General features: G+C 35.1%; 24 protein-coding genes and 2 tRNA genes. 8 read left to right on the top strand and 18 right to left on the bottom strand.

What is annotated here, in order from left to right; genetic code table 11:
- Window positions 1-75 precede the first annotated feature (75 nt).
- The 3 genes from FQU23_RS01710 (at window position 76) to FQU23_RS01700 (ending at window position 784) form a co-directional block, all read left to right on the top strand.
- Window positions 76-151 (top strand) — tRNA-Gly (locus FQU23_RS01710).
- Window positions 152-162: 11 nt separating this feature from the next.
- A tRNA-Leu gene (locus FQU23_RS01705) sits at window positions 163-248 on the top strand.
- 188 nt (window positions 249-436) lie between these two features.
- Window positions 437-784 (top strand): DUF1508 domain-containing protein, encoded by a 348-nt coding sequence (locus tag FQU23_RS01700; RefSeq protein WP_147672322.1) that lies wholly within the window; start codon window positions 437-439, stop codon window positions 782-784.
- 138 nt (window positions 785-922) lie between these two features.
- On the opposite strand, the gene FQU23_RS01695 is transcribed toward FQU23_RS01700, so the two are convergent.
- From FQU23_RS01695 to FQU23_RS01680, 4 genes are all read right to left on the bottom strand, one after another.
- The gene (locus tag FQU23_RS01695; protein WP_147672321.1) at window positions 923-1,117 is read right to left on the bottom strand and encodes a hypothetical protein; all 195 of its coding nucleotides are present in this window, start codon (window positions 1,115-1,117) and stop codon (window positions 923-925) included.
- A 193-nt stretch (window positions 1,118-1,310) separates the two neighbouring features.
- Window positions 1,311-3,473 (bottom strand): S46 family peptidase, encoded by a 2,163-nt coding sequence (locus FQU23_RS01690; protein ID WP_147672320.1) that lies wholly within the window; start codon window positions 3,471-3,473, stop codon window positions 1,311-1,313.
- A gap of 23 nt (window positions 3,474-3,496) precedes the next feature.
- Window positions 3,497-3,943: a GNAT family N-acetyltransferase gene (locus FQU23_RS01685; protein WP_147672319.1), complete on the bottom strand. Its 447-nt coding sequence runs from the start codon at window positions 3,941-3,943 to the stop codon at window positions 3,497-3,499.
- On the bottom strand, window positions 3,930-5,171 hold the full coding sequence (locus tag FQU23_RS01680; protein WP_147672318.1) for a 3-deoxy-D-manno-octulosonic acid transferase: 1,242 nt from the start codon (window positions 5,169-5,171) through the stop codon (window positions 3,930-3,932). The genes FQU23_RS01685 and FQU23_RS01680 overlap by 14 nt, the downstream gene beginning before the upstream one ends.
- 217 nt (window positions 5,172-5,388) lie before the next feature.
- Between FQU23_RS01680 and FQU23_RS01675 the strand changes: the two genes are divergently transcribed.
- Window positions 5,389-6,522, top strand: coding sequence for a DegT/DnrJ/EryC1/StrS family aminotransferase (locus FQU23_RS01675; RefSeq protein WP_147672317.1), 1,134 nt, complete (start codon window positions 5,389-5,391; stop codon window positions 6,520-6,522).
- 23 nt (window positions 6,523-6,545) lie between these two features.
- Complete coding sequence (gene galE, locus FQU23_RS01670) at window positions 6,546-7,559, top strand: UDP-glucose 4-epimerase GalE (protein WP_147672316.1); 1,014 nt, start codon at window positions 6,546-6,548, stop codon at window positions 7,557-7,559.
- 41 nt (window positions 7,560-7,600) lie between these two features.
- Here galE and FQU23_RS01665 read toward each other — a convergent pair whose 3' ends face one another.
- The 4 genes from FQU23_RS01665 to FQU23_RS01650 all read right to left on the bottom strand — a co-directional run bounded on the left by FQU23_RS01665 (window position 7,601) and on the right by FQU23_RS01650 (window position 10,328).
- Window positions 7,601-7,855, bottom strand: coding sequence for a hypothetical protein (locus FQU23_RS01665; RefSeq protein WP_147672315.1), 255 nt, complete (start codon window positions 7,853-7,855; stop codon window positions 7,601-7,603).
- 119 nt (window positions 7,856-7,974) lie between these two features.
- Window positions 7,975-8,847, bottom strand: a complete 873-nt coding sequence (gene fabD / locus FQU23_RS01660; RefSeq protein ID WP_147672314.1) for an ACP S-malonyltransferase — start codon at window positions 8,845-8,847, stop codon at window positions 7,975-7,977.
- Between the two features lie 327 nt (window positions 8,848-9,174).
- Window positions 9,175-9,582, bottom strand: coding sequence for an OsmC family protein (locus tag FQU23_RS01655; protein ID WP_147672313.1), 408 nt, complete (start codon window positions 9,580-9,582; stop codon window positions 9,175-9,177).
- Window positions 9,583-9,611: 29 nt separating this feature from the next.
- Window positions 9,612-10,328 carry a pirin family protein gene (locus tag FQU23_RS01650; protein WP_147672312.1) on the bottom strand — a complete coding sequence of 239 codons (717 nt, stop codon included), beginning with the start codon at window positions 10,326-10,328 and terminating at the stop codon, window positions 9,612-9,614.
- Between the two features lie 209 nt (window positions 10,329-10,537).
- Between FQU23_RS01650 and FQU23_RS01645 the strand changes: the two genes are divergently transcribed.
- A complete protein-coding gene (locus FQU23_RS01645; protein ID WP_209282306.1) occupies window positions 10,538-11,488 on the top strand; it encodes a phospholipase A in 951 nt (316 codons plus the stop codon).
- Between the two features lie 234 nt (window positions 11,489-11,722).
- Here FQU23_RS01645 and FQU23_RS01640 read toward each other — a convergent pair whose 3' ends face one another.
- Genes FQU23_RS01640 through FQU23_RS01630 form a run of 3 tightly spaced genes read right to left on the bottom strand, consistent with a single transcriptional unit; the run spans window position 11,723 to window position 13,053 of the window.
- On the bottom strand, window positions 11,723-12,298 hold the full coding sequence (locus FQU23_RS01640; RefSeq protein ID WP_147672311.1) for a Crp/Fnr family transcriptional regulator: 576 nt from the start codon (window positions 12,296-12,298) through the stop codon (window positions 11,723-11,725).
- Window positions 12,298-12,633, bottom strand: coding sequence for a DUF6370 family protein (locus tag FQU23_RS01635; protein WP_147672310.1), 336 nt, complete (start codon window positions 12,631-12,633; stop codon window positions 12,298-12,300). Before FQU23_RS01635 ends, FQU23_RS01640 begins: the two co-directional genes overlap by 1 nt.
- 57 nt (window positions 12,634-12,690) lie before the next feature.
- Complete coding sequence (locus tag FQU23_RS01630) at window positions 12,691-13,053, bottom strand: DUF983 domain-containing protein (protein ID WP_147672309.1); 363 nt, start codon at window positions 13,051-13,053, stop codon at window positions 12,691-12,693.
- A gap of 91 nt (window positions 13,054-13,144) precedes the next feature.
- Here FQU23_RS01630 and FQU23_RS01625 point away from each other — a divergent pair, with 91 nt between their 5' ends.
- A complete protein-coding gene (locus tag FQU23_RS01625; RefSeq protein ID WP_147672308.1) occupies window positions 13,145-14,008 on the top strand; it encodes an AraC family transcriptional regulator in 864 nt (287 codons plus the stop codon).
- Here the strand turns inward: FQU23_RS01625 and purT are convergent, their stop codons facing one another.
- The 4 genes from purT to FQU23_RS01605 form a co-directional block, all read right to left on the bottom strand.
- Window positions 14,009-15,169 carry a formate-dependent phosphoribosylglycinamide formyltransferase gene (gene purT / locus FQU23_RS01620; protein WP_147672307.1) on the bottom strand — a complete coding sequence of 387 codons (1,161 nt, stop codon included), beginning with the start codon at window positions 15,167-15,169 and terminating at the stop codon, window positions 14,009-14,011.
- Between the two features lie 273 nt (window positions 15,170-15,442).
- Complete coding sequence (locus FQU23_RS01615) at window positions 15,443-15,895, bottom strand: ferritin-like domain-containing protein (RefSeq protein ID WP_147672306.1); 453 nt, start codon at window positions 15,893-15,895, stop codon at window positions 15,443-15,445.
- A 217-nt stretch (window positions 15,896-16,112) separates the two neighbouring features.
- On the bottom strand, window positions 16,113-17,303 hold the full coding sequence (locus FQU23_RS01610) for a pyridoxal phosphate-dependent aminotransferase (protein ID WP_147672305.1): 1,191 nt from the start codon (window positions 17,301-17,303) through the stop codon (window positions 16,113-16,115).
- A 104-nt stretch (window positions 17,304-17,407) separates the two neighbouring features.
- Window positions 17,408-18,499 carry a fatty acid desaturase family protein gene (locus FQU23_RS01605; RefSeq protein ID WP_132108521.1) on the bottom strand — a complete coding sequence of 364 codons (1,092 nt, stop codon included), beginning with the start codon at window positions 18,497-18,499 and terminating at the stop codon, window positions 17,408-17,410.
- 108 nt (window positions 18,500-18,607) lie between these two features.
- Between FQU23_RS01605 and rsmG the strand changes: the two genes are divergently transcribed.
- Window positions 18,608-19,237, top strand: a complete 630-nt coding sequence (gene rsmG, locus FQU23_RS01600) for a 16S rRNA (guanine(527)-N(7))-methyltransferase RsmG (protein WP_147672304.1) — start codon at window positions 18,608-18,610, stop codon at window positions 19,235-19,237.
- 138 nt (window positions 19,238-19,375) lie between these two features.
- Here rsmG and pruA read toward each other — a convergent pair whose 3' ends face one another.
- The 3 genes from pruA to FQU23_RS01585 all read right to left on the bottom strand — a co-directional run bounded on the left by pruA (window position 19,376) and on the right by FQU23_RS01585 (window position 22,899).
- Window positions 19,376-21,004, bottom strand: a complete 1,629-nt coding sequence (pruA, locus tag FQU23_RS01595) for an L-glutamate gamma-semialdehyde dehydrogenase (RefSeq protein ID WP_132108517.1) — start codon at window positions 21,002-21,004, stop codon at window positions 19,376-19,378.
- Between the two features lie 169 nt (window positions 21,005-21,173).
- Complete coding sequence (gene apaG / locus FQU23_RS01590) at window positions 21,174-21,560, bottom strand: Co2+/Mg2+ efflux protein ApaG (RefSeq protein WP_132108515.1); 387 nt, start codon at window positions 21,558-21,560, stop codon at window positions 21,174-21,176.
- Window positions 21,561-21,642: 82 nt separating this feature from the next.
- Window positions 21,643-22,899 carry a DUF5103 domain-containing protein gene (locus FQU23_RS01585; RefSeq protein ID WP_147672303.1) on the bottom strand — a complete coding sequence of 419 codons (1,257 nt, stop codon included), beginning with the start codon at window positions 22,897-22,899 and terminating at the stop codon, window positions 21,643-21,645.
- Between the last annotated feature and the right edge of the window lie 47 nt (window positions 22,900-22,946).

Genomic DNA, 22,946 nt, shown 5'->3' with positions numbered 1-22,946 from the left:
GTAATTCAATAAATGTCCTAAATTTGCATCCGCAATACAGAACAAGTATTGCAGTTCTTTTTAAGAATTGAAAATGCGAAAATAGCTCAGTTGGTAGAGCGCGACCTTGCCAAGGTCGAGGTCGCGGGTTCGAATCCCGTTTTTCGCTCCACACCACATAATGCTCGGATGGTGAAATTGGTAGACACGCTGGACTTAAAATCCAGTGAACAGCAATGTTCGTGCGGGTTCAAGTCCCGCTCTGAGTACTAAAAAAGCTTCAAACTATGTTTGGAGCTTTTTTTTTTGTTTAAAATCGAATTGTTTTTTTATAAATTAAGGTTTTTGATTTGAGATTGTACTTTAGAGATTTTAGTTTTTCTTTGATTGGTTTGTTGTTGTGAAGGGAAGTCTACTCGCTGTTTTTATTAAAACAATTTATTCAAATAATATTTTTATGGCAACTTTTGTAATTAGTAAAAGATTTAGCGGCGATTACAAGTTTGAATTTACTTCCCGAAAAGGAAAGACAATTTTCACAAGTAATGCATATGAGTTGCGCATGGATTGTGAGTCGGCAGCGGAATACATTAGGTCGGTTCTAGAGACTTGTTCTTACGTGAAATTTAAAACTACTAAAGGAAAGTTTTTCTTTAGAGTGGTGGTGGATAATGAGGTTGTGGCGACAAGTAGAAAGTATAGTACAGAGTTGATGGTTCAAAAAGGGATTGTCGAAATAACAAAATACGGTTCAAGGGCAGAAATATTAGACTTTTCGAATAATAGCTTTGTTTTTGAAGATTAACGTAAGTAGGCAATAGATCAAAAAAAAGGGCATCTGAAAAATAACTATTTCAGATGCCTTTTTTTTGGGATTACTACAAATAAAAAAAAGCCATCTCGCTTGCGCGGATGGCTTTAGTTTTTTGATCGTAATTAAAAATTACTCAGCAGGAGTTTCTGTAACAACAGCAGCTGAATCAACAGCTAATGCAGTAGTATCAACAGCAACAGAATCAACTACTTCAACAGCAGTAGAATCAACAGCTACAGTTTCTTCAGCAGCAGCGTCAGATTTTTTACAAGATACAACAGTTAATACAGCAACAGCAGCTAAACTTAAAAATACTTTTTTCATCTTAATTTAATATAAAGGTTAATTATTAATTCGGGGCAAAGATATAAAATATTTGACATGTAAATTATTTTTTCGTTTTTTTTTTGAAAAAATAGCGTTTTTTTTTGCCCTGAAATTGGGAAGCTATTATTTACCCTTTAAAACTAAGGCTTTTTTGAAAAAGCATTCTTGTTTTTAAGGGTGATTTTTTTTCTTATTTTTTGTTTTTCAGTGCTTTAGTCTTTTTTGGGTGCACTAATTTTAATTCGTCAATTAAGTTTTGTGCGCCAGCATATTTGTCCATGATAAATAGAATATATCGCACATCAACCATGATGTTTCTACAGATACTCGGGTCGTAATAGATGTCACTCATTGTTCCTTCCCAAACTCTATCAAAATTAAGTCCTATTAGGTTTCCATTTGCGTCAATTGCAGGACTTCCAGAGTTTCCTCCTGTAGTATGATTTGTTCCAATAAAATTAACTGGCATTTTGCCGTTTTCAGCATAAACCCCATAATCTTTCGCATTGTACAAATCTATTAATTTTGAAGGCATGTCAAATTCATAGTCTCCTGGCACGTATTTCTCCATAACGCCTTCTAAATAAGTGATGGGCGTGTAAATGGTTGCGTCTTTAGGTTCGTATCCTTTTACTTTACCATAAGTAACTCTTAATGTACTGTTGGCATCTGGGAAAATTCTACTGTCTTTATTCAATTCTAGCTGCGCTTTCATGTAAGTTCGTTGAAGGGCAGAGATTTTTAAATTGATTTCGTCATATTTCGGAGCAATATCTTTCGAATAGATGTCGGCCAACTCTTTTACAAGTTGAAATGCTTTATCGTTATTTAAATTAGCTAAAACTGTTTTTGTGTCTCCAGTTAAGAGCGTTTTTAAATCGGTATAACTTTTTAGTTTTGATGTACTGTAGATTTCGGATGCTAATTTAGTAGCGTCAACGTTCAGTATACTTGGAGGTAAAAATTCCTTCGGTGATTTTTTAGCGTAAAGGTCAATCAATTGCTCAAAGACATTCTGATCTAGATTTGCATTAAAATTTTTGTAGAAACCAGAAAGACTGTTTACTAGATTGTTTTTTCGATCTGTAAAAGATTGCTCTCCGTTAGCGTTGTACACTTGCTCTAGTTGATACAGTCTAAAAGCTACACTTAATAACTCGGTGTTGCGTAGTACTACTTCTTGAAAGTAATCTCTAGCTAAGGCGTAAGGCGCAATTTCGGTGTAGTTTTTTTCGAAATTAGACAATAAGCTGCCATATTCTTTTTCTTTACCGGCTTTTGCAACTTTAGTTTGAAAGATTTTTTCAGATTCTTTTTTTATTGCAATCGCATTTGATTTTTTTAAACCTTGAGTTTCACCAATCCATTTTTTCCAATAGTTAGCAATTCCCGCATATTTCGAAGCATATTGTATTTTGATGGCGTTGTCTTTTCTCATAAAACCATCAGCTACTTTTAATGCTCTGTCTCTAATTTCTATTTTTGCTGGATTTAACTCGTTTACAATTTGTTCAATTGCAATTGAAGGCAAATATTCGTTTGTTTTTCCAGGGTATCCAAATACCAAAGTGAAATCATCTTCGGCTACACCATCAAGTGAAATTGGCAAGAAATGTTTAGGCGTGTAAGGAACGTTGTCTTTAGAGTAATTTGCCGGACGGTTATTTTTATCAGCATAGATTCTAAATAGAGAAAAATCTCCGGTATGACGTGGCCAAACCCAGTTGTCTGTGTCAGATCCAAATTTCCCTATCGATGTAGGTGGAGCTCCCACTAAACGAACGTCAGTAAACGTTTCGGTAATGAAAAGCATGTATTGATTTCCTTCGTAAAAAGTACGTATTTTGTTTTCTTGCCAGCTTTCTTTTGGTAAAGTGCGCGAAAGAGTCGAAATGTTCTCTTGAATTTTGGCTTGCTTTTCTGCTTCATTAGTAAGTGCGGCAGTTCCTTCTAATACAGCAGCAGTTACGTCTTCAATTTTTACAATAAAAGTCACGTATAAATTTTCATTTACTAACTCATCCTCCATTTTATAAGCCCAAAAACCATCTGTTAAATAGTCTTTTTCTACAGTAGAATGAGACTGGATTTGGGAATATCCACAGTGATGATTCGTTAAAATCAATCCTTTTGGCGAAATAACTTCCGAGGTACAACCACCGTTAAAATGCGGGACAGCATCTTTTAAACTGGAGTTATTGACATCGTAAATTTCTTTGATTGACATTTTCATGCCTAAATCTTTCATTTCTGTTTCATTCATTCCTTTTAATAGTGAAGGAACCCACATTCCGCCTTGTTGGGCTTGCGTTTGAATGACGAATAATAATACGAATAATTTTAAAAATCTCATGATTATAAGTTTAGTTATCAATTTTATCTAGTTTTGTATGCCATTAATTTTCGATTATGCAATTCAAAACCGCTGGCAAGATACAATTTTTGTGCGTTTTGATTGTGATTTTCTATTTCGAGATAGATTAATTTCAATTCCTTTTTTTTGCTTTCCTCTATTACAAAGGCAATCGTTTTACTGCCAACACCTTTTCCTCTTGCTTTTTCGGTCAGATACAATTCGTCTAAGAAAGCAATTTTTCCTTGGTATTCAAAGCTGAAGATATAGGTTAAAATTACATAGCCAATAATTTCGTTTTCAGATAGAATAAGCCATGCATTTCCTATTTCCTCATTAGCGAGGAACTCTATAAACAAGGATTTTGATATTTTAATATCAATGGGATAATTGTCGATTGCATAGAACTGCTGCATCAAATCCACGATAGTGTCAATGTCAGAATGCGCTAAAGGTTTAAATTGTATCATTTAGAATATTTTTTAAAATCATTGTCGTTGCTCCTTTGTTCATTGATACGAAAGTGCTGCAGATATGACCTTTTTCACTTCGAAAACTAGCGTCGGAAATTAAATCTTTAAACGCATCGTTAAGTTCAGTTTTATCGGATACGGAGATGCATCCGCCCATATTAACCAAGGCGATTGCTTCGGCAAAGTGAGAATAATTAGGTCCTATTATTATTGGGACTCCAAAAGTAGCTGGCTCTAGTAAATTATGAACGCCCGGATTCCCAAAACCACCGCCTACAAAAGCAATGTCTGCATAACTATAAATTTTCGTTAGAATTCCAACCGTGTCGATGATAAACACATCATAATCGCCTAGATTCTTATCTTGTTTCTCTGAGAATAAGACTGTTTTTTTTGTGATACTGTTTTTTAGCTGTTCAATTTGGTCGCTCTTGATATTATGAGGAGCAATAATGAATTTGATATTTAATGTATTGGAGTTTATAAAATCTAACAATAAAGCTTCGTCTTTTGGCCAAGAGCTTCCTACAACAACAGTTAGAGTATTGTTTTTAAATTTCGAAATATAATCTAAGGTGTTGTCTTTCTCTAAAATGGCGGCAACGCGGTCAAAGCGAGTATCGCCTGATACGGCAACATTAGTTTTCCCTAGCTGCTGCAATAATTTTTTGGAGCCTTCATTCTGTACAAAGAAATAGCTGAAACTGTCTAATGCTTTTCTATAAAAATCGCCGTACCATTTAAAGAACATTTGCTTTTCTCTAAAAATCCCCGAAATTAAGTAAGTAGGTGTTTTTCGTTTGTACAGTTCGTTTAGATAATTCAACCAGTATTCATACTTAATGAAAAACACCATGTCAGGATGAACCAGCTCAAGAAATTGCTGTGCATTTTTTTTAGTGTCCAATGGTAAATACACAGTCACGTTAGCAACGGCGTTGTTTTTACGAACCTCATAGCCCGATGGAGAGAAGAAAGTAACTACTATTTTGTGCGACGGATATTTCTCTTTGATTCTTTCTATTACGGGTAAACCTTGCTCGTATTCCCCTAAGGAAGCAGCATGAAACCAAATTGTTTTGTCGGAAGGCTTTATTTTTTCTTCTAGAATGTCGAAAACATTTTTTCGACCAGAAACAAAAAGCTTGATTTTTGAATTGAAAAGAGCAATGAAGTTTAGTGTTAAACCAGTAATTTGGATTACTATGTTATAAAGAAAAAGCATACCGGAAAATTTATTTGGCTAAAATACAGTTTCTTTTGTTTATCATTTAAATCTTAGCCCTTAAATTCTTATTTTTGCAGTTAAGAGTTTTAACAAAGTATAAAAAAAACCTTTGATCTAAAAAAGGGTTGCAAACGAACCTCGTGCTTGCAGACTGCTTTTCTTGCAGCTTTTTGTCTTTTTAAAACATAGTGGTATTGGTTTAAATAAAATATAAATGAAAAAAATCCAAATGGTTGACCTAAAAAGTCAATACGAAAAAATAAAAGAAACGGTTAATATTTCGATTCAAGAAGTTTTAGATTCTAATACCTATATCAATGGACCACAGGTTCATCAATTTCAAAAATCTTTAGAAGAATACCTAGATGTTAAGCATGTAATTCCTTGTGCAAACGGGACTGACGCGCTACAGATTGCTATGATGGGCTTAGATTTAAAACCGGGTGATGAAGTAATTACTGCCGATTTTACTTTTGCTGCAACTGTCGAAGTGATCGCTTTATTGCAATTGACTCCTGTTTTAGTGGATGTGGATTTGCATAATATGAATATATCTATCGAAGGAATTAAACGTGCAATCACTCCAAAAACAAAAGCAATTGTACCAGTACATTTATTTGGCCGTGCTGCAAATATGGAAGCTATTATGGCTTTGGCCAAAGAGCATAATTTATATGTTATCGAAGACAATGCACAAGCGATTGGTGCTAATTGTAAGTTTTCTGACGGGACAAAAAAGAAAGCAGGAACTATTGGACACGTAGGTTCGACGTCATTTTTTCCTTCTAAGAACTTAGGCTGTTATGGAGATGGAGGAGCGATTTTTACAAATGATGACGATTTAGCTCATAAACTTCGCGGAATTGTAAATCACGGAATGTATGAGCGTTACCATCATGATGTGGTGGGAGTAAATTCTCGTTTAGATAGTGTTCAAGCAGCAGTTTTAAATGCTAAGTTACCTTTGTTAAACGAGTACAGCGAAGCTAGACAAGATGCAGCACGTAAATATTCGGCGGCATTTGAAGGGCATAAAAATATCATAGCGCCAACTATTTGCGATAACTGTGATTGTCACGTTTTCCATCAATATACCTTGCGTATTATCGAGGCCGACAGGGATGGTTTAATGAAACATTTATTAAGTAAAGAGATTCCATGTGCGATTTACTATCCAATTCCATTGCATTCGCAAAAAGCATATTTAGATACAAGATATAAAGAAGAAGATTTTCCGGTGACGAATCAATTAGTGAAAGAAGTGATTTCTCTTCCGATGCATACCGAATTAGATGATGAACAAATAAAATTCATAACGGATAGCGTTTTAGAATTTCTTAATAAATAAATATAATTTCAAAATTATAAAAAATGAAAATACTAGTAACGGGTGGTTTAGGATTCATAGGGTCTCATACAGTTGTTGAATTGCAAAACGAAGGCTTTGAAGTGATAATTGTAGATAATCTTTCTAATACCTCCTTAAATGTTTTAGACGGTATCGAGGCGATTACAGGAAAAATTCCGGCTTTCGAAAAATTGGATCTAAGAGAAAAAGATAAAGTGCAAGATTTTTTCAAAAGAAACAACGATATCTCAGGTGTAATTCATTTTGCAGCTTCTAAAGCGGTGGGTGAGAGTGTTGAAGATCCTTTGTTGTACTATGAAAATAATATCAGTGCATTAGTTTACGTATTGCAAGAATTAGAGAAAAAACCGGAAGCTAATTTTATTTTTAGCTCTTCTTGTACCGTTTATGGTCAAGCAGAAAAAATGCCAATTACGGAGGACGCTGCACTGCAACAAGCTGTTTCGCCTTATGGAAATACAAAAGCAGTAGGAGAGGAAATCATAACTGATGTCGCAAAAGTATCAGGTATTAATGCTATTTTATTGCGTTATTTTAATCCGATAGGAGCACATCCTACAGCCGAAATTGGGGAATTACCTATTGGAGTGCCTCAAAATTTAGTGCCGTTTATTACACAAACTGGTTTCGGATTAAGAAATGAACTTTCTGTTTATGGTGACGATTATCCTACGCCTGATGGAACAGCGGTGAGAGATTATATACACGTAGTTGATTTGGCGAAAGCCCATGTAATCGCATTACAACGTTTATTGAATAAAAAGAATGTTGCTAAAGTAGAAACGTTCAATTTAGGAACAGGAACAGGAAGCTCGGTGCTAGAAGTTATAAAAGCTTTTGAGAAAGTAAGTGGAAAGAATTTACCTTATAAAATTGTAGCCCGAAGAGAAGGAGATATTACTTCCGCTTATGCCAATACGGATAAAGCGAATAATGTTCTAGGATGGAAAGCACAATCTACACTTGAAGAAGCGATGGCAAGTGCTTGGAAATGGGAGCAGAAAATAAGAAGTTAATTATATGAAAATGGCTGCCAATTGGCAGCCATTTTTTTGGATTAGTTTTTCGCGGCTTCTCTCATTTTTTCGCTAGCTGCATTCATTTTATCAGCTCCTTTTTCTAGCGCTGCTCCAGTTTTCGATTTAGTAGAGTCAATAGCAGTGTCAATTCTAGCAGCAGCGGTATCTATCGCTTGATCCATTTCTGCACCTATTGCGTCAGTAGCTTCGCCTACTTCCTCTTTTGTTTCTTGCTTACAAGAAACCATTGATAAAGTGGCAATTAAAGTTAAGCCTAAAAGAATTTTTTTCATATTTGTGGATTTTGTAAATTAAAAAGGGAAGTGAATTAATTCCATCTAAAGATAAATAAATAATCCCCTACAAAATTTTATTGAGGGGGATTATTTTTATTTTCGAAAAAGAATACTAATTAGGCATTCGCCGTAGCTGCTTCTTTATCTATTTTTCCAATTAATCCAGCCAATACTTTTCCGGGACCTACTTCAGTAAATAAAGTAGCGCCATCAGCAATCATTTGCTGTACAGACTGTGTCCATTTTACTGGAGCAGTCAATTGGATAATTAAGTTTTTCTTGATTTCCTCTGGTGATGAAACTGCAGTTGCAGTTACGTTTTGATACACAGGACAACTTGGAGTAGTAAACATAGTGGCTTCGATGGCTGCTGCTAGTTCTTCTCTTGCTGGCTCCATCATTGGTGAGTGAAAAGCACCACCTACAGGCAATATTAAAGCGCGTTTTGCTCCCGCTTCTTTCATGGCAACACAAGCAGCCTCAACAGCCGTTGTTTCTCCTGAAATTACTAATTGTCCAGGACAGTTGTAATTTGCCGCTACAACAACTCCGTCAATTGAAGCGCAAACGTCTTCTACGATATTGTCAGCAAGTCCTAAAACTGCCGCCATAGTAGAAGGTGTTATTTCGCATGCTTTTTGCATTGCTAAAGCTCTTTGAGAAACTAATTTCAGTCCGTCTTCAAACGATAAAGTTCCATTGGCAACTAATGCTGAAAATTCTCCCAAAGAATGACCGGCTACCATTTCTGGTTTAAAATCTTCTAAGGTTTTTGCTAAAATTACCGAGTGTAAGAATACTGCGGGCTGAGTTACTTTAGTTTCTTTCAATTCTTCGGGAGTACCTTCAAACATGATGTCTGTGATACGGAAACCTAATATTTCGTTTGCTTTTTCGAATAATTCCTTTGCTACTGTGGAGTTTTCATATAAGTCTTTGCCCATTCCTGTGAACTGTGCGCCTTGACCTGGAAATACATATGCTTTCATTTGATGCTGAATTTATTTCAGCATCTTAAAAAATGCTGAAGGGTTATTATATTGAGCAAAAATACTATTTTTTTAGGATTTATCAGGATTACATTTAGGAGTACCACTTTTGGTCTTTTCAATAACAGCAGTCCCGCTTTCGCCTGTATCTCTTCGTCCCTAAAAGTCGGGACTACGAGGATGCCGGCTCAATCGGGGCTAGAGAGAACGAGTAGCTTTAATTAATAATGTATAAAAGTTTAGTCTCAGTCAAGGTTTTTAGAACTTTGCGGGACAATATTAATTTGCCATTTGGATATTCTTTTGCATTATTTTTTGCACTTATAATTATAGCGTTGTGTTGATGGCAATATTATTTTTTAATAGTTTCGACACCGGACATTTTTCGGCGATAATTAATAATCTTTTTTTAATGTCGTCTTCAATTTCTGTTGAAAAACTTATCGATCTTGAAATTGTAGTAGTGAGTTTAGGATTGCTTTCTTGGTATAAGTTTAACGAAATATTTATCTCAGGAATATCCCATTCTTTACGATCAATATACATTCTTAAAGTAGATAATGTACACGCTGCCAGTGAGGCTAAAAGTGTGGAAAATGGATCTGGACCAAGATCTTTTCCTCCGATGTTTTCCGGTTCGTCCATAATAATCTGGCCGTTTCTCCAAGAAATTGTACACAAGTATTTTTCCATCCCAATATGGCCAGTAATATCATTTTCTAATAAATTTTCCATTCCTTAATTTTTATTTCATTTTACTCTAATTAGTATTGCATCGGAATTTCCATCAATAAGAACTCAGCATCTGAAATCGCTTCAATAGTTAGTGAATTAACTTCCCAAATTCCGAGGCCGTCTCTAGTTTCTAATTCTTGCCCATTAATTGTTACATTTCCAGAAAGGACAAAAGCATAAACTCCATTACCTTCTTTTTTTAAATTGTAAGTTGCTTTCACTCCTTTGTCAAATTTACCCAAATGAAACCAAGCATCCTGATGAATCCAAACGCCTTCATCGTCTGCATTTGGTGATAGAATTTGTTGTATTTTGTTTTTTCTCTCTTCTGGATTCAAAGAAATTTGTTGGTATCTCGGTTCGACATTTTGTTTGTTTGGGAAAACCCATATCTGCAATAACTTCGTTCTTTGACCGTCATTTGGATTGAATTCGCTGTGCTTTACTCCAGTTCCAGCACTCATAACTTGTACATCACCATTTTTAATGACTTCTGTATTTCCCATGCTGTCTTTGTGCGCTAGATCTCCTTCAAGGGGAATAGTAATTATTTCCATATTATCGTGTGGATGCGTTCCAAAACCCATTCCTCCAGCAATAGTATCGTCATTTAAAACGCGTAGCGCTCCAAACTGTACTCTTTCTGGATTGTACCAGCTCGCGAAACTAAAACTATGATAAGCATTTAGCCAGCCGTGATCTGCGTGTCCTCTTGTGTCTGCTTTATGTAATACTGTATTTTCCATGATGAAATAATTTTAATGATTATTATAATACAAATTTACGTAGGTAGTCAGTGAATTGCACTTAATCTAGATTAAGAAACAACGATCTGCTATTTTATTTATGTTTTTATTCGGGAGAAAGAGCAACCAATTAGAGTCTATAATGAGTTCAAACACTTGTTTTTGATCTGGTTCAAAGCATGATAATTATATAAATTAAAAGAAGATTTATGCAACAAAGTCTGCTGAGTTGTGACATAGCTTTGCTCCTTCTAAATAATCTAAAATTAGCTCGCATGCTGCAATTATACAAAGTGATACTATTTATGCTTTTGGCTTCTACTTCTGCTTTTTCACAAGTCGATTTTACGAAAGTAATTATTAAAAAAAGCTTGTCTCAAAAATGGGAATTGGATAGTATCGATAAAAAAGGAACTTTTAGACTGGTTTCTTATCGGCCTATTTATTTAGCTGCTGCCCGTTGGTCTAGTAAGCGTAATGCAGAACCTTTTAATGAAAGTGGCGAGTTCTCTAGTAGGGATAAAAATATTTTTAATAATATCGAAGCCAAGTTTCAAATAAGTTTTAAAACTAAATTACTTCAAGATATTCTCTTTGGTACAGGAGATTTGTGGATAGGGTATTCTCAAAAAGCGCATTGGCAAGTCTATAATAAAAAACTTTCTAGAGCTTTTAGAGAGCTGAATTATGAGCCTGAGATAATTTTGAATTTCCCCATGGATATTGATGTCTTTAAGGGGAAAATCAGAACTTTTGGTGTTATTCTAAACCATCAATCAAACGGAAAAGACATTCCGCTTTCTAGAAGCTGGAATAGAATTATCATGAATATTGGTTATGAATACAAAAATTGGAATGTCAATTTTAGACCTTGGTATCGCATGCCAGACACCGAAGATGAAAACCCTGGTATTACAACCTACGTTGGAGATGCGGAATTAGAAGTAGGTGCAAATTTTGGTAAGCACGAATTTTATACCATAATAAATCATTCCTTCCATACTTTCGAAAAAGGAAATATTCAGCTTAATTATGTGTTTCCTATTCATGGACATTTAAGAGGACACGCCCAAGTTTTTCACGGCTCTGGCGAAACCTTAATTGATTATAACGTAAGCCAGACCACCATAGGAATTGGGGTTTCTTTTGCGAATTGGTAAAGGCGTTTTGCGACATATAATTTATTTTATTGTACTATACTTCTCAATTACATCTGAAGGGTATTGATCCGAAAAATCAGGATACTTCGCGGAGCTGGGCTACTTAACGCAGGTTAAGAAAGTACTCAGTTTTCAGTCTTAGTTTTCATTTCTCTATTATACGGTGACTGAAAATTGAAAAGTTCGACTGTTCTATTCATTGCTAGACTGCGACTGAAAACCGACTACTGTTTATTATTTTCTAAGTAACTTCGATTTCATTTTGCTAAAAAATTCTGGTGTCACGCCAATGTAAGAAGCAATTTGTTTTTGAGAGATTTTCTGAAGTAGGGTAGGGTATTTTATTCGAAATTTTTCAAAGCGCTCTTCTGCTGATAAACTTAGATTATCCATGAGACGTTCTTGGTTAGCGACCAAAGAGTTTTCGGTCAGGATTCTGAAAAAGCGTTCTAGTTTTGGGATTTCAGCATAAAGAAATTCTTGATTTTCTTTGGAAAGCATAACGATTTCGGCATCCTCTAGAACTTCGATAAAAAGAATGGCTGGTTTTTGTGAAAACAAACTGTACATGTCGCCAATCCACCAACCTTCACAGGCGAAATTTAAGACATGTTCGACTATATTGTCAGTGATGTTAAAACTTCTCAAAACTCCTGAGTTTACAAAATAGGAGTATTTGCAAACCTGTCCAGGGCTCAATATTATCGTTTTAGATTTAAAATGATGAATTTCAGTTTTAGATAAAAAAAGATGTTGTTCCTCCGGACTAAGTATTATATGTTTGCTAATGTTTTTAAGAAGTAGTGACACTATTTTTTCCTTGTTTTCTTGGCTTCTGGAAGTAATTTGAATTGTGAAACTACAAAACGATCGTTTTTAACCTCACCAACTACTTCGGCTTTTCTTACTTTAGAACAAAAACCATCCTTAGCATGTGCGTCTCCGTGGGAATCGAGGGCAGTTCCATCTACAAAATACGATTTTCCGTCGATTCGTACTGCTAAATCACAGCCTTGGCCTTTCATTTTAAACTGGCATTGGCCACAGGAAGCTTCTACGATTTGGGTTTTTTGTTGCTCTTTTTTGTCTTGGGCATTTACAAGTAAAATTGAAAATAAAAATAATGCCGTTATGTGTTTTTTCATTTGTTGAAAATTTTAGAAGGACAATATAGTCATTTTTTTCAACCCATCAGATACTTTTTAATTGGAATAATTCTTAAACATATAAATCCATAGCAGTCTTGATAGTCGTATGTTGAACGTCGATAGCGCTAACATCACAGCCATGATAATTGGGATCATTCTTAAGTCAAAAGTTTCTTCAAAGAAAAAATGGGCGATAACATAAGTCGCAATTCCTTGTGCTACCGATAAGCCATAATTGACATACATAGCGCCAAAAAAGTAACCTGGTTCTTTTTCAAATTTGAAATGACAGTGTTGGCAATGTTCGTTCATTTTTGGAAAAGTGAATTTGAAAAAGATGTTATTTTCTTTAAAAACCTTACCCTTTAAGCAGTTTGGACAATCATTATTAAGGATGTGAACAAGTGAGTTTGACATGTTGTAATTTTTTTCAAAGGTATTTATTATCTATGTTCTAGTTGTTTTGTATATTCGCTAGTTATAGCACAATAAAGACATTTCTGTAATTATGAAAAAATACCCTATTTACGATATCCAGCGATTTAACTGTAATTCAGTAAATAGTGATTTGTATATTAATACGTTTAGTAATCATTTAATCAGTCATGGTTTTGTAGAAGAGCCACATCGGCATAATTTTTATGTTTTGGTTTTTTTTACGCATGGATCGGGAACACATGAGATTGATTTTGATCGCTTTTCAATCCAGTCAGGAAGTGTTTTTCTTCTACAACCGGGACAAATACATAATTGGGATTTGTCAGACGATATTGAAGGATTTGTAGTTTTCTACTCTTATGAAATGTATAATCTTTATTTTGGACAGAAATCAATTGACCAGTATCCTTATTATTCTTCGGTGACTAATAGCCCTGAGATTTTGTTGGATAATGATGAAATAAAAGCGATTTTGCCTTACTTTAATAGTTTGATTGAAGAGAATAAGGCAAATAAAATGTTGAAGCAGGATAAAATCATGAACCTGTTAGATAGTATTCATATCGAACTTGCCAGAAAGTATATTGAAAATCATGTTCATGAAGCGCATTCTTATAATGTAAAAATTAAGGATTTTGAGCACTTTTTAGAAAGTAACTTTAAAACTGAAAAAGCGGCTTCTTTTTATGCTTCGCATCTTAATATTACGTTGAAACATTTGAATAGGATATGTAATGAGATTTTGAAAAAGACGACAACCGAAGTTATTATTCACCGAGTTATTTTGGAGTCTAAACGAATGCTGATGAATAAAAACCTAACGGTAAATGAAGTCGCAACAAAATTAGGCTATGATGATTATTCCTATTTTGTGCGACTGTTTAAAAAAAATACGGGAATGACTCCCAAAACATTTCGGGATTCTAAAAAATAATTATGGCTGAACGGTAATTAATTTAGCGGCTTCTTTAGCTTTATTAACAATTTCTTCAATTGGAGTTTCTAATTTATCATTGACTAAAGCAACGCCCATTCTTCGAAACGGTCGTGAACTGGGTTTGCCAAATATTCTAAAATCTGTTTTAGGTAAAGCTGCGATTTTTTCTAATCCTGAAAATCCGGGGCTGCTACTATTTTCAGAAGCTAAAATTACTGCGCTTGCGCCTGCTTTTTCCAAAGTAATTTCGAATATTGGTAAGCTTAAAATCGCACGTAAATGCAATTCAAACTGATTGAAGTTTTGTGTTCCTGCCAAAGTTACCATTCCTGTATCATGCGGGCGAGGGGATAGTTCTGAAAAATAAACACCATCATCAGTCAAGAAAAACTCGACTCCAAAAAGGCCAGCGCCACCGAGAGCTTCTGTAACTTTTTCGGCCATGTCTTGTGCCTCATATAAGTATTTGTCAGAAATTATTGCTGGCTGCCAGCTTTCTTGGTAATCGCCACGTTCTTGACGGTGACCAATTGGTGGGCAAAATAAAGTAGGATTGTTATTTTGAACAACGGTCAATAACGTAATTTCTGAATTGAATTTAACAAAAGCTTCTACAATCACTTCTACAACATCGCCTCTTGATCCTTCCACGGCATAACTCCATGCTTTTTCAATATCGGCTGCTATTTTTATGGTTGATTGTCCTTTGCCAGACGAACTCATTAATGGCTTTACTACACAAGGCATTCCAACTGCTTCAACTCCTTTTCGCAATTCATCGGCAGTTGTGGCGTAGCGGTAATCGGCTGTTTTTAAGCCCAATTCTTTGGCGGCCAAATCGCGGATTGCTTTTCTATTCATTGTGAAATTAGCCGCTTTTGCGGAGGGAACTATAGTAATCCCTTGTTTTTCATAATCGTAAAAACGTTCGGTGCGAATAGCTTCTATCTCAGGGACAATAAAATCAGGCTTGTGTTTAGCCACGATGCGATCTAAGGCGTCGCCGTCAAGCATGTTGATGACTTCAAAACCATGAGCGACTTGCATAGCGGGTGCGTTTTCATAACTGTCGACTGCAATTATGGTTTGCCCGATGCGTTGTGCAGCAATTGTAAATTCTTTTCCTAATTCGCCAGAGCCTAGAAGTAGTATTTTCATGTATTGTATTTTTTGGAGGGACAGTTCGTGATTTATCTCTGCATGTGATTGTTTGAGCGTGATGTTTTCTGCGTGAGGGATAGTAGTGGGAATCCTTTTATTCCTGAAGCGCTAGCGGAAGGAATAAAAGATTGCAACATATAGCTCGACCCTTGTGGTCACGGCCTAAAACAAAAATAGTTTAAAATTCAAAGTTATGAAACTCTGAACCTTAAACTATTTTATATTTGGAAATATGTGCGTTCTATGCAACTCTATAAACCTATTTTTGTGTTAATTTTTTGCTTTCAAACTCATTAAAACAGCTTTGATGCCATTTAATTGTTTTGAAATAAGTGCACTTTGAGTGGGCTGAAGTTCCTCTTTTTCTAATGCCGATTCGTATTTTTCAATCGCAGCTTCTTCTCCTGTAATACAAGCGTTAACAATCGCTTCAGTGTCACCGCTTGTAAAAGTTGATTTAATGTCTATCCAAGCGCGGTGTATCGCTCCTAATACTCCGCCTCCAGCGGCGTCAGTAGACTTTCCTAATCTATTGATCTCATCTTGTAGCTCTACGATATATAAGGCACGTTCACGTGCATGCTGCAAGAATTCGCTTTTCAAAGCTGCGTTTTCTACATGCTCAGCTGCGTTAGTATATCCTAATTTCCCGTCTTCAAGAATTTCAATTAATCCATCTAATGTATCAATAATCTCTTTTCTGTTTTCATCTGTATGTGACATAATCTATATTTTTAATGATTAGTATAATACAAAGATGAGAATTGAAAAGTTTGTATCTCTTACAATATTTAAGTGCTTTTTTATAAAATTATTGTATTGTGTTAAAAATCAAATCGGTAGTTTATATTAAGTGCTGCATGTGTCAAAAAAAATACCTCAGAAAAATCTCCTGAGGTATTTAGTATATAAGTTGGTTTGTAGACTTTATGACTTTTGACTATAATGCCAATGCGTCTTTAATTCTTTTTAGCGCTTCTTTTAAAATGTCATCACTAGTTGCATAAGAGAAACGGATGCAATTTGGATTTCCAAAAGCGTCACCTGTAACCGTTGCTACATTAGCTTCAGCTAAAAGATACATTGATAAATCCATTGCGTTTTTGATTTCGGTTCCTTTTAATGTTTTTCCGAAGAAAGAAGAAACGTCAGGGAATACATAAAATGCTCCTTCAGGAACGTTGATTTTTACTCCAGGAATTTCTTTCAATAATTCCACCACTAAATCTCTACGACTATGGAAAGCTTGAACCATTTCGTTTAATACTGATGGATCAGCATCTACGGCAGTAATAGTAGCGCGTTGTGCAATACTATTAGCTCCAGAAGTTACTTGACCTTGGATTTTTGTACACGCTTTAGCGATGAATTCTGGTGCTCCAATATAACCAATTCTCCATCCTGTCATTGCAAATGCTTTGGCAACTCCGTTAACGGTAACTGTTTTTTCTAACATTCCTGGAATAGATGCAATGCTGCAAAAAGTACCTGAGAAATTGATGTGCTCGTAGATTTCATCTGCAACCACAATAATGTTAGGGTGTTTTTCTAATACTTTAGCTAATGCTGTTAACTCTTCTCTATTGTAAACAGAACCACTTGGATTACAAGGAGAGCTGAACCACATCATTTTTGTTTTAGGTGTGATCGCTGCTTCTAATTGTGCTGGGGTGATTTTAAAATCAGTGTCAATAGAAGTAGGAACTTCAACGGGAACTCCACCTGAAAGCTTTACGATTTCAAAATAAGAAACCCAGTATGGTGCTGGTAAAATTACTTCGTCTCCATCGTTTAACATTACTTGTGCAATGTTGTATAAAGATTGTTTTGCTCCTGTGGAAACTACAATTTGAGAAGGTTTGTAATCTAAATCATTGTCTCTTTTAAATTTTCGGCAAATAGCTTCTTTCAATTCACCGTATCCTTCTACTGGAGAATAGGTGCTATAGTTTTCGTCAATCGCCTTTTTTGCTGCTTCTTTTATGAAGTCTGGCGTGTTAAAGTCAGGCTCACCTAAACTTAAACTGATAATATCTTTTCCTTGTGCTTTTAGTTCTCTTGCCAATGCTGCCATTGCTAATGTTTGTGATGTGGCAAGGTTGTTAATTCTGTCTGAAAGTAAATGATTCATTAAAAAAGTGTTGATTGCCCTAGTTTTTTATAGAAACAAGGGAGGTTAATTATTTATTTGTTTTCATAGAAATGCGCTGCCGCTAATTTCTATAAAGTTAGACTCTAGATTGCAGGCTTCATTCCCAATTCTTTCAAATGCTTGAAATGAGCAATAACAGCACTTCGCATTGTTTTGTATTCGTAATAAGGTAAATTACATTCCTCTGCCGTTTCTTTTACAATTTTAGCAATTTTACCATAATGAATATGGCTAATATTTGGGAAAATATGATGTTCAATTTGATGGTTTAAACCGCCAGTGTACCAGTTTACTATTCTGTTTTTTGGAGCAAAGTTAGTCGTAGTAAAAAGTTGGTGTATTGCCCAGGTGTTTCCCATTTCTCCTAATTCGTTTGGAGAAGGATTTTCTGTTTCTTCGACAACATGAGCTAGTTGAAATACGATGCTCAGAATCAATCCTGCAGTGTAGTGCATAATAAAGAAGCCGATTAATACTTTCCACCAAGTGATTCCAATAACGATTGGTAATACGATCCAAATCGAAATGTAAATAACTTTTGTGATGATTAAAGTTGTCCAAAGCACTTTTGGGCTTTTGGCTTCACCATAGGATAATTTTCTTTTTAGGTAGTTTTTCATTTGCTTAAAATCGGTTGTAATAGCCCAATTGAAAGTTAATAAACCGTATAAAAATACGGAGTAATATTGTTGAAAACGATGGAAAGAATGCCATTTTGCATCTTTTGTAAATCGGATGATTCTTCCAGCATCTAGATCTTCATCATGACCAGGAATATTGGTGTAAGTGTGGTGCAATACATTATGTTGTACCTGCCAGTTGTGTACGTTTCCGGCAAGAATATAAATGGTACCACCCATGAATTTATTGACCCAGTTTTTATTAGAATAAGAACCATGATTTCCATCATGCATTACATTCATACCTACTCCAGCCATTCCTATACCCATAACTATAGTCAACAATAAATGCGCCCAGAAAGGCATGTCTAATGTTAAGATTAAAAAGTAAGGTGCAAGAAAAACAGTTATCAGGATAATAGTTTTCAAATGGAGTTTCCAATTCCCCGTTTTTTTAATATTATTTTCCTTGAAGTAATTGTTTACCCGAGAGTTAAGCGTTCTGAAGAACTTTAATTTATCTTGCTTAGCAAATGTAGGAGGTGTTTTGATCATATAAAAATGTAATAAGTTTCAAAGATAATTATTATAAATTTTAAGTATGCCAAATTGAGTGAAATATTTCAGAGTTAAAAACTGTACTTTTGTTAAAAAATTTGAACGATGGACGAGATTCTTAAGTATTTTCCTAATTTGACAGATCTCCAAAAGGAGCAATTCGAAAAGTTAGACTTTTTGTACCACGATTGGAACGAAAAAATTAATGTTATTTCGAGAAAAGATATTGACGCTTTATACACAAAGCATATATTGCATTCTTTAGGGATTGCTAAAATTATAGATTTTGTGCCGGGTACTTATGTTCTCGACGTGGGAACTGGTGGTGGGTTTCCTGGAATTCCATTAGCGATTCTTTTCCCTGAAACCCGTTTCCATTTGATTGATATCATTGGGAAGAAAATTAAAGTAGTTCAGGCAGTTGTTGACGGATTAGAACTTACAAACGTTAAAGCAGAGCAATTAAGAGCAGAATTAGTTAAAGGTGATTTTGATTTTATCGTAAGTCGCGCCGTGACTAATATGCCCGATTTTGTGTCTTGGATAAAAGATAAAGTAAAGAAGAAAAGCAAGCACGAACTTAAAAATGGTATTCTCTATCTAAAAGGCGGAGATTTGACAGAGGAATTAAAAGACTTCCCAAAAGCAACTCAATATGACTTAGCTGATTTCTTTGAAGATGAATTTTTTGAGACGAAGAAAGTGGTGCACTTGCCGTTGAAGCAAACGTTTTAGAGTCATAATGTCCAAAGTCGTAAAGTCGAAAGATAGTAGCTATGGAAACAGAATAATGTAAAAAAAGCCGAATCTAAATTTAGATTCGGCTTTTTTATGATTGTGAAGTTCATTAAGTCTTTCGACTTTCAAACTTGTTTATTCACCTAAGAAAGGGTATCTGTAATCTACTGGAGTTACAAAAGTTTCTTTGATCGTTCTTGCTGATGTCCAACGCAATAAATTTTGCATGGATCCTGCTTTGTCATTTGTTCCTGATCCTCTTGCTCCACCAAATGGCTGCATTCCTACCACAGCACCAGTTGGTTTGTCATTGATGTAGAAGTTCCCTGCAGCATTTTGCAATTTTACTGTAGCTTCTTCAATTGCGTAACGGTCTTGGCTGAAAACAGCTCCAGTTAATGCGTACTCTGATGTAGTATCAACTAATTCTAATGTCTCTGCCCATTTTGCGTCTTCATACACATAAATAGTTACAACAGGACCGAATAATTCCGTTTCCATTGTACTGTATTTTGGGTTTGTTGTCAAAATAACGGTTGGTTCGATGAAATATCCTTTAGACTTATCATAGTTTCCACCAATGATTACTTCAGCATCTGTATCTTTTTTAGCTTGATCAATAAAACGAGCTAATTTGTCAAATGAACCTTCAGAAATAACAGCAGTAATAAAGTTACTCATGTCTTCTGGAGAACCCATTTTCATTGATTTTAAATCAGCTTCTAATTGCGTTTTCACAGCTGGCCACAAACTTTGTGGAACATATACACGAGAAGCAGCACTACATTTTTGACCTTGGTACTCAAAAGCACCACGAGCAATTCCTGTAGTTACTTGTTTTGGGTTAGCTGATGGATGTGCGATAATAAAATCTTTTCCACCTGTTTCTCCTACAATTCTTGGGTATGTTTTGTAATTGCTGATGTTTGTTCCAATTTTTGCCCAAATATCATTAAAAACTCCTGTTGAACCAGTAAAGTGAACTCCTGCGAAATCTGGACTAGCTAATAAGGTTTCAGTTACCATTGCTGAATCTCCCATTACCATGTTGATTACACCATCAGGTAATCCTGCTTCTTTAAAGATTTGCATCAATAAATTTGCTGAATATACTTGAGTTGCTGCTGGTTTCCAAACTACTACGTTACCCATTAAAGCAACACAAGATGGTAAGTTTCCGGCAATTGCGGTAAAGTTAAAAGGAGTAATAGCATATACAAAACCTTCTAATGCTCTGTATTCAACACGATTCCACATGTCTGAATTAGATTTTGGTTGCTCGCTGTAAATTTGAGTCATGTACTCTACGTTGAAACGTAAAAAGTCAATCAATTCACAAGAAGCATCAATCTCAGCTTGATATATAGTTTTAGATTGAGCAATCATTGTTGCAGCGTTAATTCTGGCTCTGTATGGACCTGCGATCAACTCAGCTGCTTTTAAGAAAATACCAGCACGTTGTTCCCATGCCATTTTAGTCCACTGTGTTCGGGCTTTTAATGCCGTTGCAATGGCGCCTTCAATATGTGATTTTTCAGCTTGATGATATGTTCCTACGATATGTTGGTGATCGTGAGGCGCTGACATTGTTTTAGTATCTCCAGTTCTAATTTCTTCGCTTCCAATATAAAGAGGTACGTCAATTTTAGAATTCCACATTTCTGCGTAAGCTGCTTGAACGGCTACTCTTTCAGGTGAATTAGGTGCGTAGCTTTTTACAGGTTCGTTTACTGCCTTTGGTACGTTAAAAAATCCTTTTAGCATGATATTGTAGTTTGTTAATCTGTTAGTTTACAGATAAGATTAGACAATTGTATAGGTATATTATTCGAAATAGCACGAATAATTTATCTTGCAGCAAAAGTACAAAGGATAATTTAAAAATTTGATAAATAAAGGATAAGAAAACGAAATATATTCGGAAAGGGGAATATTAATTAAGCGCAAAGGGAGCACATAATTTAAATGTAGGTATAAAAACTTTAAAGGATTTTGTACTAGTAAAGTTAATCATGTTAAAATAGCCTTTCATAGCACCGTAAGGAGAGGCTAATAAACATCCAGAACTGTAGGTGTGAAGTTCGCCAGGTTTTAGAACTGGTTTTTTTCCAATTACTCCTTCACCATCAACAATTTCGATATTATTTAAAGAGTCATGAATTTCCCAATGGCGAGAATTTAGCTGTACAGAATCTTTACTATGGTTCTCTATCGTCACCTGATAACTAAAGGCAAAGTGGATCTTGTAGTTCTTGAAGTAAGTTCCTTCAAAACTAGTCAATACTGATATTTTTATGCCTCTTGTTATTTGAGATACCATTATAAAATGCTAATTAAGTGTGTAATAGATAACAAAACTACAAAATTTTGATTGCCTATTGTTCTTTTTTGAAATCTTTTTTTTAATTGATGATATTTAAGGAGTTAGCATTTCCTTTGCCAACTACACGGTCATATCGATCTGTGTTTTCGCGATAATAAACTAGAATCGAGTAAGCATTTTCCGTTTGATAAAAATTGCCGTCTATTGCATTTTCACTATCGATCGCTCCTTTTCGATCAACAGCTACGTATTCAAAATTTGTAAATCCTTGTTTTATTAAAAGGGCTTTTTCATAAATTCCTTTTTTAGGATTGTAATCCATCTTGAATTCAGGAGTCAGGCTATAATTGTTGAACATTCCGTTGATATAGATAGCATTGTTGTTGTTAAAAGTGGGGGCGGAGAGACTGAAATAAACCCAGGCATAATCAGCTTCCACAGCGCTGTTTTCACTATTAAAATTGCGAACGACAAAGTTACCGTTTATATCTTCTGTATTAGAATAAGGGAAATTTGCACGTGCATTGTTGGTGTATAAATAGGCGTTATAGATAGCGGTACTTGCATCAACTCTTGAGATGTTATTATTAGCCACCTTGATATCTTTATTTTCGAAATATAAAAATTCGTTACCAGCCCAATATTGGGTTTCACTATCGTATTTATAAATGAGATCATTACCAATGGTGTATTGCGGTGGAATATTTTTTATTGCACTATTGAATTTACCATTTTGAAGTATAGCCACTTTTACATTTTTCAAAGGATTTTGAAAATTGATAGTTTTTGATTTTATAGAAAAGTCCAGGTTGTGCTTGTATTCTACATTGCTTACTGTTCTTGCTCGTTTTACCTGAATGGGAACAGTTACTAAATCTTCGTACAAAATAAACTTTCTTGTAAATACGGTCTCTTTGTCATTATTTAAAATCTTCAGCATGTAGTTTCCGCTGATGCGTAACTGCTGTGTATGCTGATTAGGGAGCGATAGGGAATAATGAGAATAGATTTGTAAGGTGTTGAAAGAGTTGGTGTAGTCTTGAATTCTTTGGTTGTCAAAACCTTGTAAGTATTCGTTTTTCGGAATGTCTGAGGGTTTCCAGTTGTAGTCGCAATGAATTATTTCGTAATAATAATCGGCTTCATTGCCGTACAAATCATCAAATTGTAATTGGAATCCGCTGCCTAATGGAAATATCGGAACAATATTTTCATTGTTTTGAAAAAAGGAAACAGTCTTGATGTTAAATGGGGGAGCGACTTCATTTTCTACTTGTGCAGCAGCTGAAGTAAAGATGAAAAGAAGTAATACTATTCGAAAAAAAGAATTAGGCATAAGTTTTATATTGCTGGATATGTAAATATAACAAATTTAGCAGTACC

It is taken from the genome of Flavobacterium sp. XN-5, assembly GCF_008033395.2.
GTDB lineage: Bacteria > Bacteroidota > Bacteroidia > Flavobacteriales > Flavobacteriaceae > Flavobacterium > Flavobacterium hiemivividum.
The sequence above is the reverse complement of the archived record's forward strand: the minus strand, read 5'-3'. Positions and strand labels throughout refer to the sequence as shown.